Source organism: Nocardia sp. No.11 (genome assembly GCF_038752175.1).
GTDB lineage: Bacteria > Actinomycetota > Actinomycetes > Mycobacteriales > Mycobacteriaceae > Nocardia > Nocardia canadensis.
Map to the genome: position 1 here is coordinate 20,515 of NZ_JBCGFB010000061.1, position 13,509 is coordinate 34,023.

The 13,509-nt window shown below is 70.3% G+C and carries 15 protein-coding genes; 3 read left to right on the top strand and 12 right to left on the bottom strand.

From position 1 onward, the window contains the following. Positions 1 to 72: 72 nt before the first annotated feature. From V8688_RS18985 to V8688_RS19000, 4 genes are all read right to left on the bottom strand, one after another. The gene (locus V8688_RS18985; protein ID WP_342801366.1) at positions 73 to 465 is read right to left on the bottom strand and encodes a hypothetical protein; all 393 of its coding nucleotides are present in this window, start codon (positions 463 to 465) and stop codon (positions 73 to 75) included. A gap of 120 nt (positions 466 to 585) precedes the next feature. Beyond that, a complete protein-coding gene (locus V8688_RS18990; protein WP_342801367.1) occupies positions 586 to 1,386 on the bottom strand; it encodes a carbohydrate-binding protein in 801 nt (266 codons plus the stop codon). Positions 1,387 to 1,807: 421 nt separating this feature from the next. Next, complete coding sequence (locus V8688_RS18995; protein ID WP_342801368.1) at positions 1,808 to 2,524, bottom strand: N-acetylmuramoyl-L-alanine amidase; 717 nt, start codon at positions 2,522 to 2,524, stop codon at positions 1,808 to 1,810. A 367-nt stretch (positions 2,525 to 2,891) separates the two neighbouring features. Beyond that, positions 2,892 to 4,130, bottom strand: coding sequence for a cytochrome P450 (locus V8688_RS19000; RefSeq protein ID WP_342801369.1), 1,239 nt, complete (start codon positions 4,128 to 4,130; stop codon positions 2,892 to 2,894). A 198-nt stretch (positions 4,131 to 4,328) separates the two neighbouring features. Here V8688_RS19000 and V8688_RS19005 point away from each other — a divergent pair, with 198 nt between their 5' ends. Continuing rightward, the gene (locus V8688_RS19005) at positions 4,329 to 4,877 is read left to right on the top strand and encodes a TetR/AcrR family transcriptional regulator (protein WP_218717409.1); all 549 of its coding nucleotides are present in this window, start codon (positions 4,329 to 4,331) and stop codon (positions 4,875 to 4,877) included. A 7-nt stretch (positions 4,878 to 4,884) separates the two neighbouring features. Here V8688_RS19005 and V8688_RS19010 read toward each other — a convergent pair whose 3' ends face one another. From V8688_RS19010 to V8688_RS19030, 5 genes are read right to left on the bottom strand one after another with little or no spacing between them, the layout of a single operon-like run. Beyond that, a complete protein-coding gene (locus tag V8688_RS19010; RefSeq protein ID WP_342801370.1) occupies positions 4,885 to 6,090 on the bottom strand; it encodes a cytochrome P450 in 1,206 nt (401 codons plus the stop codon). Next, positions 6,087 to 6,689 carry an ATP/GTP-binding protein gene (locus tag V8688_RS19015; protein ID WP_218717407.1) on the bottom strand — a complete coding sequence of 201 codons (603 nt, stop codon included), beginning with the start codon at positions 6,687 to 6,689 and terminating at the stop codon, positions 6,087 to 6,089. The genes V8688_RS19010 and V8688_RS19015 overlap by 4 nt, the downstream gene beginning before the upstream one ends. Continuing rightward, the gene (locus V8688_RS19020; protein WP_218717406.1) at positions 6,664 to 7,014 is read right to left on the bottom strand and encodes a DUF742 domain-containing protein; all 351 of its coding nucleotides are present in this window, start codon (positions 7,012 to 7,014) and stop codon (positions 6,664 to 6,666) included. Before V8688_RS19020 ends, V8688_RS19015 begins: the two co-directional genes overlap by 26 nt. Then, positions 7,014 to 7,424: a roadblock/LC7 domain-containing protein gene (locus tag V8688_RS19025; protein WP_218717405.1), complete on the bottom strand. Its 411-nt coding sequence runs from the start codon at positions 7,422 to 7,424 to the stop codon at positions 7,014 to 7,016. The genes V8688_RS19020 and V8688_RS19025 overlap by 1 nt, the downstream gene beginning before the upstream one ends. Next, positions 7,402 to 8,793 carry a sensor histidine kinase gene (locus tag V8688_RS19030; RefSeq protein ID WP_316574613.1) on the bottom strand — a complete coding sequence of 464 codons (1,392 nt, stop codon included), beginning with the start codon at positions 8,791 to 8,793 and terminating at the stop codon, positions 7,402 to 7,404. Before V8688_RS19030 ends, V8688_RS19025 begins: the two co-directional genes overlap by 23 nt. 283 nt (positions 8,794 to 9,076) lie before the next feature. On the opposite strand from V8688_RS19030, the gene V8688_RS19035 reads away from it, so the two are divergent. Continuing rightward, positions 9,077 to 9,508, top strand: a complete 432-nt coding sequence (locus V8688_RS19035; protein WP_218717403.1) for an SRPBCC family protein — start codon at positions 9,077 to 9,079, stop codon at positions 9,506 to 9,508. A gap of 149 nt (positions 9,509 to 9,657) precedes the next feature. Here the strand turns inward: V8688_RS19035 and V8688_RS19040 are convergent, their stop codons facing one another. Together V8688_RS19040 and V8688_RS19045 are read right to left on the bottom strand one after the other, a co-directional pair. Next, positions 9,658 to 11,184 (bottom strand): DHA2 family efflux MFS transporter permease subunit, encoded by a 1,527-nt coding sequence (locus tag V8688_RS19040; protein ID WP_342801371.1) that lies wholly within the window; start codon positions 11,182 to 11,184, stop codon positions 9,658 to 9,660. Then, positions 11,181 to 12,107 (bottom strand): dihydrodipicolinate synthase family protein, encoded by a 927-nt coding sequence (locus tag V8688_RS19045; RefSeq protein ID WP_342801372.1) that lies wholly within the window; start codon positions 12,105 to 12,107, stop codon positions 11,181 to 11,183. Before V8688_RS19045 ends, V8688_RS19040 begins: the two co-directional genes overlap by 4 nt. Before the next feature lie 70 nt (positions 12,108 to 12,177). On the opposite strand from V8688_RS19045, the gene V8688_RS19050 reads away from it, so the two are divergent. After that, entirely contained in the window at positions 12,178 to 13,068 is an 891-nt protein-coding gene (locus V8688_RS19050; RefSeq protein ID WP_316574610.1) for a LysR family transcriptional regulator, read from the top strand. 33 nt (positions 13,069 to 13,101) lie between these two features. Here V8688_RS19050 and V8688_RS19055 read toward each other — a convergent pair. Beyond that, positions 13,102 to 13,509 (bottom strand): FCD domain-containing protein (locus V8688_RS19055; RefSeq protein ID WP_342801373.1); only part of this gene is annotated, 408 nt, incomplete at its 5' end.

Below are 13,509 nucleotides of genomic sequence, written 5' to 3' on the forward strand. Positions count from 1 at the left end.
ACCGGCGGCTGACCCGCGGCGAACGACGATGGCCCGGTCCGCGCGGACCGGGCCATCGTCGTTCGCCGCGGGTCAGCCGCCGGTGACCACGCAGGATTCACCGAAGCGGTAGCCCTTGCCGACGCGGACGTCGGCGCCGCGGCCGATCCCGCCCTGCAACGCCGCCAGACTGTGTGGACCGCTGCTGGACGGGATCCAGTCGATGCTGGCGGTGCCGTCGAGCGGGACGACCACGGCCAGCAGAGTGCCGTTGTCGTAGAAGGAGACAGGTTCGAGGTCGACGCTGAGCCGGGCGACCAGGTGATGGGTGCACCCGGTGCCGTAGTTGGTTGCCATCCCGACGCTGAGTCCGGGGTCGACCGTCAATTGCGAGACCGCCGCGGAGGCGGACGGGGAGCCGACCGTCATGGCCAGCAACGCCGTCCCGGTGGCCGCGATGGCGAAAGCGAATTTCCTGTCACTCATATCTCACGTCCTTGTGCTGCGGGGCCGGCCGAACGCGAGGCCGGCGAGTCGAGGTCAATCCTCACCCCATCGCGCGACCGATGGTGGGAGAACACACGAAACGTTTCCCGGCCCGGTCCACTACACGCGCGACCAGAGGGCGGGAGTGTTCGGCGGCGTCCAATTCGGGTCGTGCACGGTATGGGCCTGTCGGCAGCTGTAGGTGACGCCCTGGTAGGTGACTTCGTCGCCGATCGCGTAAATGGCGCCCTGGCGCCACCCGGACGCGGCCGGGGCCGTGGTGGTCGGGTGCTGGTGGGTGGTGGTGGCGGGCGGTGTCGTGGTGGCCGACGGCTTGGTCGTGGTGGTCGGCGATGTCGTCGTGGACGGTGTCGTGGTGGTGGTCGGTGTCGGTGCGGTCGTCGGTGTTCCGCCGCCACCGATTTCGAGGTCGACGCAGCTGTAGAAGGCGGCCGCGATATCACCGATATTCCAGACCGCGCGCAATTTCTGGCGGCCGGAATAGTTCGACAGGTCGATGGTGTGACTGACCTCCATCGGCGGCTGCTCGTTGCGCCCGTCGATCACCGCGATGCGCGTAGTACCGATGAAGTACTCCCAATTCAGGGTGCGATGGTTGGCGGTGTTCTTCCAGGTGAAGGTGGCGCGTCCGGAGACCTTCTGCGGAACCCAGCCGAGACTGTCGTCGTCGAGTTCGGGATATTTGTTCGCACTGCAATTGTTCAGCCCTTTCGGACCCTCGACACTCTGCGGTTCGTATTTCACCGCACCGCAGGACACCGATCCGCGGGCACATTGTTCCTGCCTACTGGCCGGGCCGGTGACCCAGCCGTGGGCATTCGCATTCGCGGTGGGAACCAGCAGGGTGGTGAGGGGTGCCAGGACAATGGCTCCGGCGATGGACAGAATTCGGCTTCGCACTGTCAATACTCCTAGGAAACGCACACGGAGGGCGGCAGGGGCCGGCGTGCCGTCCGGGAAACCATTCGAGCGATGTCACGAACACTTCGATATCGAACCGTGACAGGGACAGTAGGGCGAGGAAGATCACTCGTCAACCATCGCCAATAGCGAAAAATGCGACTACTCACGGGTATTCGACTCCGCGACACACTCGATGCGAAGACAGCGAATAATCACCGATCAGGACCGACCGGTTCGCACATCCGGCAATCATCCGGTTATCAGCCCAGCTCTGGACTTCCGGCAAGTTTGCCGGAAGTTGCCGAAATGCCGTCGAGTTGGCAACAAGGATGCTTACCGGGAGTCGGCGGCACCGCTGGGCGGCGAGCCCGGCGAACGTTGCGCGACTCCTCGAAATTCGTCCGGCGGGCTGTGTCGCTCAGCCGAGGAAGGCCACGATCCCGGCGGCGATGAGCTCGGCGTAGCTGGCCCGGCCTGCCGGCGTCTCGATGAGTTCGGCGTCGATGCCGGAGCGCATGTTGCCGCATTCGACCAGGGCGGACGGGCGTTGCGCGAGGTTGAGACCGGCCAGGTCGGCGCGCGGGTCGAGTCCGGCGGAGCCGACATAGGTGGCGGGCACCGCGCCGCCGTCCACCATCGCGTCCCGCAGAGCCGTCGCCAGCCGCACGCCCGCCTCGGCCTGGACCGGATTCAGCGGCGGGTCGGCATAGGCGATGTGGAAGCCGTGCGCGTCCGCGCCGGTATTGCCGTCGGCGTGGATGGAGACCACCGCGTCGGCCATCGCGTCGTTGCCGATCGCCGCGCGCCGGTCGACGCACGGGCCGACGCCGGTGTCGTCGTCGCGGGTCAGGATCACCCGCACGCCGCGCGCGCTCAGGGCCTCGCGCACCCGCTGGGTGACGTCCCAGGTGAACTCGTGCTCGGTGTATCCGCTCGCCGCGGCGGTGCCGGTCGTGTTGCAGGCCTTGGCGCCGCCGCGGCCGTCGGGCACCTGCGCGGTGATCTGTTCGAGGTGCGCGGCATTGGCGCCGTTGTGTCCGGGATCGAGGACGACGGTGCGGCCCGCCACCGGCGGCGCCACCGACGACACCGGTGACGCGGACGGGACCGCCTGGGCGGGGCCGGTTTTCGTCAAGGATTCGACCGCCACGGGAGCGGGCGCAGACGCCGGGGTGGTGGCACATCCGGCTAACAGCACGGTAGCCGGAAGCAGGCAGACGGGCAGGAACAGCGTGGTGCGCACCCCGCCACGGTGCCACACGCGGCATCGCGGGTCGCCGGACACCCGTCAGAGCGTCCGCTCTGCGCCGCAGGGCACCCCGCCGCCGGCACGGGGCACCCGGCGTCGCGCCCGTCCGCCACTCCCGACACCCTGCGTGGTGCCCTTCCGCCGGCCACTACCCCGCACCCGGGACCTCGTGTCGGGCAGTCATGTGGTCCGGCGCGAGGCCGCCGCGGGATCGCCCGATCCGCGCGGCCGGTCGATCCGCACGGCCGGTCGATCAGCGCACGACCACCCGCATCGGCAGACTCGCGTGCCGCCGGACGAACAGACTCGGCACCCATCGGGGCGGCGCATCCTCGACGAGGGTGAACCTCGCGGTGCGCTCGAGCAGCAAGGTGAGCGCGGCGGTCGCCTCGAGTCGGGCCAACGCCGACCCGATACAGAAGTGCGCGCCCGCGCCGAAGGCCGCGTGCGCCCGACCGCGTGGCCGGGCCAGATCGACGATGTCCGGTGCGTCGAACATCGCCGGATCCCGATTGGCCGCACCCCACAGCAACAGCAGGTGACTGCCCGCCGGCAGCGCCACCCCGGCCAGTTCGGTGTCGGCCGTCACGTGCCGGTGGTGACCGCGGAAGGGCGACTCCACGCGCAGTGCCTCGTCCAGGAAGGCCGGCACCAGCTCGGGACGCTCGCGCAGCGTGTCCTGCAGGTCGAGGTCGGTTGCCAGCAGCCGGGCCGCCGAGGCGATCAGTCCCGCGGTGGACTCGCCCCCCGCCCCGATCAGCTGGACCACGATCAGCACCGCCTGCTGCTCGTCGATCCGGCCCGCCGCCACGGCCGCGGCGAGCACGTCGACCAGTGTCTGCGGCGCCCGCTGCCCGCCGGTTCGCGCGATCGCCGCGGTCACCGCCAGGTAGGCGTAATGGGCCAGTGCGGCGGCCGAGGTGACCAGCTCGGTCATCCGGCCCTCGGCGACCACGCCGCCCAGCATCTCGGTGGAGTCGTAGGCCCATGCCAGCAGCCGCGGCACATCGGCGCGCGGGAAGCCGACGAGGTCGGCGATCAGCGCCAGCGGCAGCCGGTCGGCGATGCCGGTGGCCCAATCGATCCGGTCGCCGTCGAGTTCTTCCGTCCAGAGCTGTTCGGTGAGGTCGGTGACCACGGGCCCCAGCGTCCGGACCCGCTTGACCAAGGCGGGGCCGACGACGCCGCGGTGCGCGGCATGCACCGCGCCGTCCGCGGTCGCGAGCACGTGCACGCCAGCGCCGGTGGCGTCGAGGTCGAAGGTGAGCGGCGCCGCGCCCGGCTGGGCGACCAACACGGCCGTCAGATGGGAGGAGAAGTCCAGGGTCCGCGCGGTCGCTTCGGTGACGGCGGCCCACGATGCGACGAGGTAGAAGTCAGTGCCGGGCACCCGGTGGACCGGGGCGTGCTCGCGCAGCGCGTCGTAGAGCGGGTAGGGGTCGTCGAGTACTGCCGCGTCGAACAGATCGATCGCCCCGAGGTCCGTGGTCATCGTCGCCGCCTTTCCTGATCAGGTTGTCGCGCTCACGGTTCCCCGGGGTGATGAGGAGGTCAACATCCGTCTCAGGGTGAGACGGAGGATGCGGAGAACAGGGGTTCACCCGATACACGAAAGGGCCTACTTCCTGCGCGAGATGAGGTAGACAAAGTGGCGAAACCATCTCACCTCGAGACAGCGAAGGAGACCGGGATGACCACCGACTGGCTGGCGGGCGGCGACCGCCGCGCCGTGGCGATCGACCGGATCGAGCGGGCCGCGCTCACCCTGTTCCTCGAACGCGGCATCGACGACGTCACCGCCGACGACATCGCCGCCGCGGCGGGGTGCTCACGCGCGACGATGTATCGCCATGTCGGCGGCAAGCCACGCCTGGTCCGCGCGGTCATGGTCCGGGCGGCGGGCACCGTCGCCGGCCGGGTCGAGGCGGCGGTCGACCAGGTGCCCGCCCGACGACGTCCGGTCGAGGCGATCCTGGCGGCCGTGGCGGCGATCCGCGCCGATCCCGTGCTGCGGCAGTGGCTGGTCCGGCACCGCTCCCCCGACACCGACGAATTCCTCGCCGACGCACCGGAGCTGGGCCGGATCGCGACCGCGCTCACCCGCATCGCCCCCGACGACGCGGCGGCGGGCTGGATCGTGCGGGTCGTGCTCTCGCTGCTCACCTGGCCGCTGCCCGACGCCGCGGCCGAACGTCAGCTCGTCGAACGGTTCGTCGGCCCGGCCCTGCGCCCGCGCTGAGCGCGGATCACGGCAGCGGCAGCGGCGGCGTCTTCGGGAACTCGACCGGCAGCGCGGCCAGCGAACGATGGAACGGGCCGGGCCGCCACACCAGTTCCTCGGCGGGCACGGCCAGCCGCAGTTCCGGGAGGGCGTCGAGCAATTGGTCGATCGCGTCCTGCACGATCAAGTACGCCACCGACTTGGCCGGGCAGCCGTGCGGGCCCGCGCTCCACGCCAGGTGCGCCCGGTTGTCCACCACGTCGCGCCCGGCGATGGCCGGGTCGTTGTTGCAGGCCGACATGCTGATCACGACCGGTTCGTTGGCGGGCAGCCACATGTCGTCGACCAGGATCGGCTGGCGCGGGTAGGTCATGCAGAAGTTCGCCAGCGGCGGGTCGGTGAAGAGCACCTCGTCGAGCGCGTCGCGGGTCGACAGGCTGCCGCCCAGGACATTGCCGGCGAAGCGGTCGTCGGTGAGCATCAGCCGCAGCGTGTTGACCACCAGATTGAGCATCGGCTCGATGCCCGCGCCGTAGAGCACCAGCAGCTGGTGCACCATCTCCTCGTCGGTGAGCGCGGCCGGATGGTGCAGCAGCCGGGTGGCGACGTCGTCGCCCGGCTCGCGCTGGCGCAGCGCGACCAGGTCGGTCAGCGCCGAGGCCAGCAGGTTGTTGCCCGCCTCGGCGTCGTCGCCCTCGAAGATCTGCGCCATGCCGGTGGCCACCTGCTGACCGATCTCGGGCGTGCAGCCCAGCATCGAGTTCAGCGCCTGGAACACCAGCGGAAACGCGTACTGGCTCAGCAGGTCCGCCGAGCCGGTCGTGCAGAAGCTGTTGATCAGCGGGATCGCGAACTGCTCGATCGTGGCGTGCATCGAGTACAGGTCCACGCCCGCGATACCGGCGACATTGGCCTGCCGGTACCTGGCGTGCTCGGCACCGGTGGTGCGCAGCGCGGCCGGGCGGAATTGCAGCATCGGCAGCACCGGGCAGTCCTGCGGGATGTTGCGCTGCCACGTCCGCGGGTCGGCCGGGAAGTGCTCGGGATCGTTGAGGATCCGCACCGCCGTGTGATACCCGATGACCAGCGTCGCGCGGATCCCCGGCGACAGCTCGACCGGCACCACGGAACCGAACCGGCGTCGCATCTCCCGGTAGGCCGCCTGGGGATCGGCGGCGAACTCGGGGGCGTACATCGGTACCCGCTCGTCGGCCGCGAGGTCCACTGTCATGACGCTGTTGCTTCCTGCCTGCGGAACAGATACTCCGCCAACGTGATCAGCGCGCGCAGACCGTGGTCGCGACGCCGGGCGTCGACCGCGACGACCGGCGTCTCCGGCGCCAGGTCCAGCGCCTCACGCACTTCCTCGAGCGGGTAGCGGCGGAAGCCCTCGAACTCGTTGACCGCCACGGCGTACGGCACCCCGCGCTGTTCCAGCGCCGAGAGCACGTCGTCGGCCTTCTCGATGCGCCGGGTGTCGACGAGCACCAGCGCGCCCAGCGCGCCGCGGGCCAGCTCCTCCCACAGCGGGGCGAAGCGTTCCTGGCCGGGCGTGCCGAACAGGTACAGCGCCAGTTGCGGATTCAGGGTGAGCCTGCCGAAATCCAGCGCGACGGTGGTCTGCACCTTGCTGCCCAGCCCGGCCAGATCGTCGACGCCGATGCTGGCCTCGGTGATGGTCTCCTCGGTGCGCAACGGCCGGATCTCGGACACCCCGCACACGAAGGTCGTCTTGCCGACGCCGAAATTGCCCGCGACCAGAATCTTCACCGATCGCGTCACGGTCTCCGCGACGTAGTCGACCTCACCCCGCGATGGCACGGAGACCATGCAGCACCTCCTTGATCAACGCGAGTTCCGGCTTCACTTCGGCCGGAGTCGGGCACTGTAGATGGCCGCTGTCGAGCAGATCGGACACGATGATCTTCACGACCGACGCGGGCAGATCCAGATACGCCGACAGCTCCGCGATCGAGAGCGCACCGCGGCGGCTGGTGAGCGCGAGGACCCGGCGCTCGTCGGGACGGTGATCGGGTCGTGCGTCGGCGACCGAGCGGACCAGGGTCACCAGGTCCAGTTCATGGGCGGCCCGAACCCGGCCACCGGTGCGCACATACGATCTGACCAGGTCGGGATCGCGCCTGCCCCGGCTCATTACCTGCCACCGTGCCGCGGCGCGCTGCCGATCTCGTGGCCGACCCGCGAGGCGAGCTCGTTCATCCGGTGCGCCACCAGCGCGACGTCGACATCGGCGGTGGTGGCGACGCCTAGCAGCGCGCCGGACCCCGCGGCGGTGATCATCACCATGCCCTCGTCGTATTCGGTCATGTTCTGGCGCACCGTGTTCGCGGGACCACCGCAGAACTCGCCGAGGGCCTTGCCGAGCGAGCGCAGGCCGGAGGCGGCCGCGGCGAAGCGTTCGGCGTCGTCCTTGGCCACGCCACGGGAGTGCGCGATCCGCAGACCGTCATCGGAGAGCAGCACCGCGAAGCGGACGCCCGGGATCTCCAGATCCTCGAGCAGCCACGCCAATCGGTTCGTGCTATCGGCTACCGGTGTGCTCATCGGCTGTTCCTTCCGTGGTTCGCTCGGCCGCAGCGAGGCGACCGCTGCGGGAGCCGCTGTGCCAGGCAGCGGCGAGGTCGGGGCGAGCCTGCCCCGCTTCTTCGGCGGGTACTCCCGCCGAATCCGGCGCGACCGGCCTGCGGCGGCGCTTGGGTAGTCCCCCACTGGTGATCTCGTGTACCTCGGCGTGCGGCGCGTCGTCCTCGACGAGCGCGGGGACGGGCACCGGAAGATGCGCGGGCGCGGCGAGTTCCGGTTCGGGCAGCCGCGGCGCGGCACCGCTGACCAGCAGCGCCGACGGCACGTAGACCATCGCCCGCATGCCGCCGAAGATGTTCGGCCCGTCGACGTGGACGGAGAACCCGTAGCGCCGCGCGAGCGCGGCGATACCGGGGAAGCCGACCTTCGGCGCGGGTCCCAGATCGTGGATGTCGACGGCGCGTTCGCCGCTGAGCACCTGCCGCGCGTCCTCGAGCTGCTCCGGACTCATCCGCATGCCCGCGTCGTCGATGATCACGGTGACGCCGTGATGCCCCTCCTGGAACCCCACCTCGACGAACGACGACGGCGGCGAATAGCGCAACGCGTTATCCAGCAGCGTGGCCAGGGTGTGCACGAGCGGCTCGACCGCGCGGCTGATCACCACCCGGTCCGACTGTCCCGAGCGCACCCGCAGGTACTCCCGGACACGGCCGGTGGCGCCGCCCGCCACATCGGTGAGCGACTGCTGCGGCCAGCGCCGCCCGGGCAGACCACCGGAGACGATCACATAGGACTGCGCCTGTCGGATCATCTGCTGGACGGTGTGGTCGATCCTGGTCAGCGTCTCGTAGATCGCGTCGTCGCGGTGTTCGCGCAGCGCCGCGCTCACCACCTGGCCGAGGTCGGTGCCCAGGCTCACCACGGAGGTGCCGAACGAGCGCACCGCGGCACTGGTGGCGGCCCGCGAGGTGGCCGACAGTTCGTCGCGCGCGGCCTCCTGGGCGGCCTGCACCTCGCTGATGCGCCGCTGCTCGCCGTAGCGTTCGACCATCGCCCTGGTCTCCTCGGCGACCACCCGCAGATCCTCCGCGTGACCGGTGGCGATCATCTGCAGCACCTGGCCGACCTGCGACTCCTGCAGCTCGGGGGGCAGATCGACAGCGACCGAGGGGATCTCGTGCCTGCGCACGGCCGTGGTGATCGCCGGCAGCGTCGTCTGCGCCAGCTGGATCAGCGCGTTCTCACACGCGACACGCTCGCGGATAGCGGCGTCGGCCCGCAGCCGCTGCTGGCGCTCGTTGCGCATGGCGAACACCGTCACGGCCAGCGCGAGCAGTAACAGCGGCGCTCCGATGACGAGTAACAGCACCGCGATTCCTGAGTTCATCAGATCTTTCGTCGTCGTCGACCACACCACGCCCTGGCCGGTGGGCCCTCACCGGCCCGCCCGGGAGGCATTCGCCCGGGGGCGCGGTGGGGTCGGATATCCGATCCACACGCCCCACTTCCAGCGACCCGCACACAGTAGCAGCACCATGATCGACTTCGGCGCGGATCGTCCTGTCCGGCATCAGAATTCCCGCCCGTCCACCTGGGCGCTTGATCTATTCTGGTTTGCTATGCCGCGGTCCGGTCGAGTCGGAACCTCGGGTACCGGATACCATCCCGGCGTGGCGAAACTGAAGCTCTCCGTCGATGTCCCCGTCCCGCCGGACCAGGCGTGGGCCCACGCTTCCGACCTGCCCGCACTCGGCGACTGGCTCACCATCCACGAGGCCTGGCGCGGCACCCTGCCCGAGGACCTCACCCCCGGCACCGTGCTGGTCGGCATCGCGCGCGTGAAGGGATTCCGCAACAAGGTCACCTGGACCGTGCGCACCGCCGAGCCCCCGCGCCGTCTCGCGCTCACCGGCGCGGGCATCGGCGGCACCAAGTTCGGCCTGGCCCTGCTGGTCGAACCGAAGGGCACCGGCTCGAAGGTCAGCGTCGACATCGACCTCGGCGGCGCACCGCTGTTCGGCCCGATCGGCTCGGCCGTGGCCAAGGCACTGCGCGGCGACATCGAACGCTCGCTCGAGGCATTCGTGAAGCTCTACGGCTGAGGTGGTCCGCCCGACCGGCGGTGCCCTCGGTCACGTCGGCGCCTGCCGTGGCGTGGGTCCGGCGCGAGCGCGCCGACCGATGCCGCGACGACGCGAAAGCCCGGGTGGACCATCGTGTTCCACCCGGGCCTTCCGGTTCGATCGGCCGATCAGACCATGAGCGAGGCTTCGGCGTCGACCGGGGCGGCCGGCTTGGTGCGCGGCAGGAAGAACGCCGGGATCAAGGTCAACCCGGCCAGGATCACCGCGACCCAGTAGGTGTGGCTGAACGCCTCGGCGGCCAGGTCCAAGCCGTGCTGGATCACCTCGGGCGGGAACTGCGCCGCGAGTTCGGGCTTGGCGTTGGAGGCGATGCCGATCTGCGTCGCGGGGTGATCGTTGAGCTGGGCGGCCAGCACCACCGACATCGTCGCGGTGCCGATCGAGGCCGCGGTCTGGTTGATGATGTTCATCAACGTCGAGCCGCGCGCGACCTGGGCGTGCGAGAGCGTCTGGATGGCGGCGGTCATCACCGGCATCATGGTGCAGCCCATGCCCAGACCCATCACGAACAGCGCGCCGCCGATCATCAGGTAGGACGTGTCGGCCTCGAGCTGGGTGAACCCGGCCAGGCCGACGGTGATGAAGGTGATGCCGAACAACACGATCTTGCCCGGCCCGATCTTGTCGACCAGGAAGCCGGCGATCGGCATCGTCAACATGGCGCCGATACCCTGTGGCGCCATGAGCAGACCGGAGTCGAACGCCGTCTCACCGCGCACCTGCTGCAGGTAGTTGGGCAGCAGGAAGCCTGCGCCGAAGAACGCCGTCGCGAACAGCGACATGGTCAGCACCGAGAAGCGCAGCGACCGATTGCGGAACAGGCGCAGGTCGATCAGCGGATGTTCGGTGCGCAGCGCGTGGAACACGAACGCCACCAGCAGCACCGCGCCGATGAGCGCCGGAACGAGCACGCGCGCGGCGAGCACCGTGCCCTTCTCGGGGATGGAGGAGACGCCGAACAGGAACAATGCCAGACCGGGCGAGGCCAGCAGCATGCCGAGGAAGTCGAACGATTCCGACGGCTTGGGCTTGTCGGGGGCGAGCACGAGGTAGGCCAGGACCAGAGCGACCAGGCCCAGCGGCAGATTGATGAGGAAGATCCAGTGCCAGCTGAAGGAGTCGATCAGCCAGCCGCCGAGAATCGGGCCACAGATCGGGCCGAGCAGCATGGGCACACCGAGGACCGCCATCACTCGCCCGATCCGCTGCGGGCCGGCGGCGTGGGTCATGATCGTCATGCCCAGCGGCATGAGCATGCCGCCACCGATGCCCTGGATGACGCGGAAGGCCACCAGCGACTCGATACTCCACGCCATCGAACACAGCACCGAGCCGAGGATGAAGAAGCTCAGCGCGGCCATATAGAGGCGTTTGGTGCCGAAGCGGTCGGCGGCCCAGCCTGTCATCGGGATGACCGAGGCCAGGGCCAGGGTGTAGCCGGTCATGGTCCAGGCGACGACCTCGACGGAGGCGTTGAAGTCCGCCATGAACGTCGGAATCGCGACGGTGACCACGGTGATGTCGAGGATCGACATCACCGCGCCGAGGACGACTACGCCCGCCACTTTGAGTACGGCTGCGTCCAGCTTGTCGGAGGTGGGATCGGCGGCGCCGATATCCGGAGGTTTCGTCACCGCTTGAGCCTGGCACCTTTCGACGCCGAAGACCAGTGGAATTTTTCTGCCACCTCGGCCGCCCGCAGCGCCGCCACCAGGGACTCGGACGAAGCGGGCAACAACGGCAATCGGACCGCCGCACTGGGGATCTGCCCCCGCTCGGCGAGCACCGCTTTGATCACCGTCGGGTTGGGTTCGGCGAACAGGGCGGCGCCGAGGGCGTCGAGGCCGTGGCCGAGGGCGCGTCCTCGGGCGACGTCATCGGCGAGCCAGGCGGCGACCAGCTCGGCGTAGGCGGCGGGCGCCACATTGGCCGCGGCCAGGATGCCGCCGCGCGCACCGAGCGCGAGCAGGGCCGAGGCGAACCGGTCGTCGCCGCCCAGCACCGTCGTGGTCTCCCCCGCCCGCGCCATCAGCTCGACACTGGCCGCGTCGATACCGCCGACGGAATGCTTGAACCCGGCGATGTTCGGAATCCCGGCGAGGCGCACCAGGGTCTCGCCACCGAGCGGACGCGCGGTGCGGTAGGGCACGTCGTAGACGTACAGCGGGGCCGGACTGGCCGCCGCGAGCGCCGTGAAGTGCGCGATCACGCCCTCCTCGCTGGGCCGCACGTAGTACGGCACTACCGCCAGCACGCCGGCGACCGGCTGCCGGAGTTCGCCGACCGCCCGCACCGAGTCGGCGGTGGCATTGCCGCCCGCGCAGACGATCAGCGGTGCGTCCCGGTCGGCGCACACGGCGGCGCAGCGATCCAGCACCCGTGCCCGTTCCCCGGCCGTGAGTGCCGAGGGCTCGGCGGTGGTCCCCAGGGCGACCAGCCCGGTCGCACCCGCGTCGAGCACGTGGTGCGCGTGCTCGTCCAGCGCGGTGAGCGCGAGCTCGCCGTCGGCGGTGAAGGGGGTGATCATGGGAACGAACAGTCCCTGCAGCGATGTCATGGGTCCATCGTCGAGCCACGGATTCATCAGGTCCAGTTCACGTTCGTGACGATAAACGTAAGCTGATCTGATGCTCGACGTCCGCAAACTCCGTCTGCTGCGCGAACTCGCCCATCGCGGCACCATCGCCGCGGTCGCCGACGCGCTCAGTTACACGCCGTCGGCGGTCTCCCAACAGCTCACCGCCCTCGAACGCGAAGCGGGCGTCCCGCTGCTCGAGCGCACGGGCCGACGCGTCCGGCTCACCCCGGCGGCGCACGTCCTCGTCGGCCACACCGAGACCGTGCTGGCCGCGCTGGAACGCGCCGATGCCGAATTGGCCTGCGCCCGAGACGAACTCGTCGGCACCCTGCGCATCGGCGCCTTCCCCACCGCCGCCCGTACCCTGCTCTCCCCCGCCCTGGTCACCCTGAGCACCGACCACCCCCGCCTGGAACTCACGGTCACCGAGATCGACCCCGCCGACGTCCCCGACGCCCTGCGCGCGAGCACCCTCGACATCGCCCTGACCCACGACTACGACCTCGTCCCCGCCACCACCGACCCAGCCATCCACACCGAGCCCTTGCACACCGAGACCGTCTATCTCGCCACCAGACACCCCACCGTCACCACCGAGGCCCTCCGCGCTCACCGCGAAGCCCCGTGGATCGCGGGCACTCCCGGCACCCTCTGCCACACGGTCACCCTGCGCGCCTGCCAGGCCGCAGGTTTCACGCCCCACATCCGCCACCACGCCGACGACTTCAACACCGTCCTGGCCCTGGTCGCCGCCGACGCGGGCACCGCGATCGTCCCCGCCCTCGCCCTGCACTCCCCACCCGGCGACATCGTCCTCACCCCGCTGACGACCCGCCGCCGCACCCATCTCGCCTACCGCAACGGCACCGCCGACCACCCCGCTCTCCACGCGGCTCGCACCGCCTTGCGCGCGGCGGCCCGCGCCGCGGACATCGCCTGAACGCCAGGCCCGGTCAGCCGTCCCGGCAACCGATCACCCACCGCCCGCGGCGGTCTTCTCCCGGTGTGGAGTCCGCTGGCGGGTGCGGGTGGCCGAGACCGGGTCGATGGCCGGCATGGACCACTGAGCCGAGAGGGCGAGGCTGGGTTCGCGGCCCGAGGCGACGTGACGGTAGGCGATCTCGGCGGCGGCGTCGGGGTCGCCCGCGGCGATGGCGGCGTAGAGGGCTTCGTGCTCCTCGCACTGGGTGCCGGGGTCGCGCTCCTTGGTGAGATGGAACAGCCAGCGGACGCGAGATTCCAAGGGGCGCAGCAACGATTGCAGCAGTGGATTGCCGGAGACCTCGACGATGAGCGCGTGGAAGCCGGCGTTGGCGGCGGCGATCGCGGCCTGGTCACCGGCGGCGGTGGCGCGGCGCGCGGCGTCGAGCTGGTCGCGCAG

Bases quoted from the DNA above. Each gene is read 5' to 3' on its own strand.
- V8688_RS19020 (WP_218717406.1), bottom strand. From the start codon at position 7,014: ATGAGCCGGGGCAGGCGCGATCCCGACCTGGTCAGATCGTATGTGCGC.
- V8688_RS19015 (WP_218717407.1), bottom strand. From the start codon at position 6,689: ATGGTCTCCGTGCCATCGCGGGGTGAGGTCGACTACGTCGCGGAGACC.
- V8688_RS19050 (WP_316574610.1), top strand. From the start codon at position 12,178: ATGCTCGACGTCCGCAAACTCCGTCTGCTGCGCGAACTCGCCCATCGC.
- V8688_RS19000 (WP_342801369.1), bottom strand. From the start codon at position 4,130: ATGACCACGGACCTCGGGGCGATCGATCTGTTCGACGCGGCAGTACTC.
- V8688_RS19005 (WP_218717409.1), top strand. From the start codon at position 4,329: ATGACCACCGACTGGCTGGCGGGCGGCGACCGCCGCGCCGTGGCGATC.
- V8688_RS19025 (WP_218717405.1), bottom strand. From the start codon at position 7,424: ATGAGCACACCGGTAGCCGATAGCACGAACCGATTGGCGTGGCTGCTC.
- V8688_RS19030 (WP_316574613.1), bottom strand. From the start codon at position 8,793: ATGAACTCAGGAATCGCGGTGCTGTTACTCGTCATCGGAGCGCCGCTG.
- V8688_RS18985 (WP_342801366.1), bottom strand. From the start codon at position 465: ATGAGTGACAGGAAATTCGCTTTCGCCATCGCGGCCACCGGGACGGCG.
- V8688_RS19010 (WP_342801370.1), bottom strand. From the start codon at position 6,090: ATGACAGTGGACCTCGCGGCCGACGAGCGGGTACCGATGTACGCCCCC.
- V8688_RS19045 (WP_342801372.1), bottom strand. From the start codon at position 12,107: ATGACATCGCTGCAGGGACTGTTCGTTCCCATGATCACCCCCTTCACC.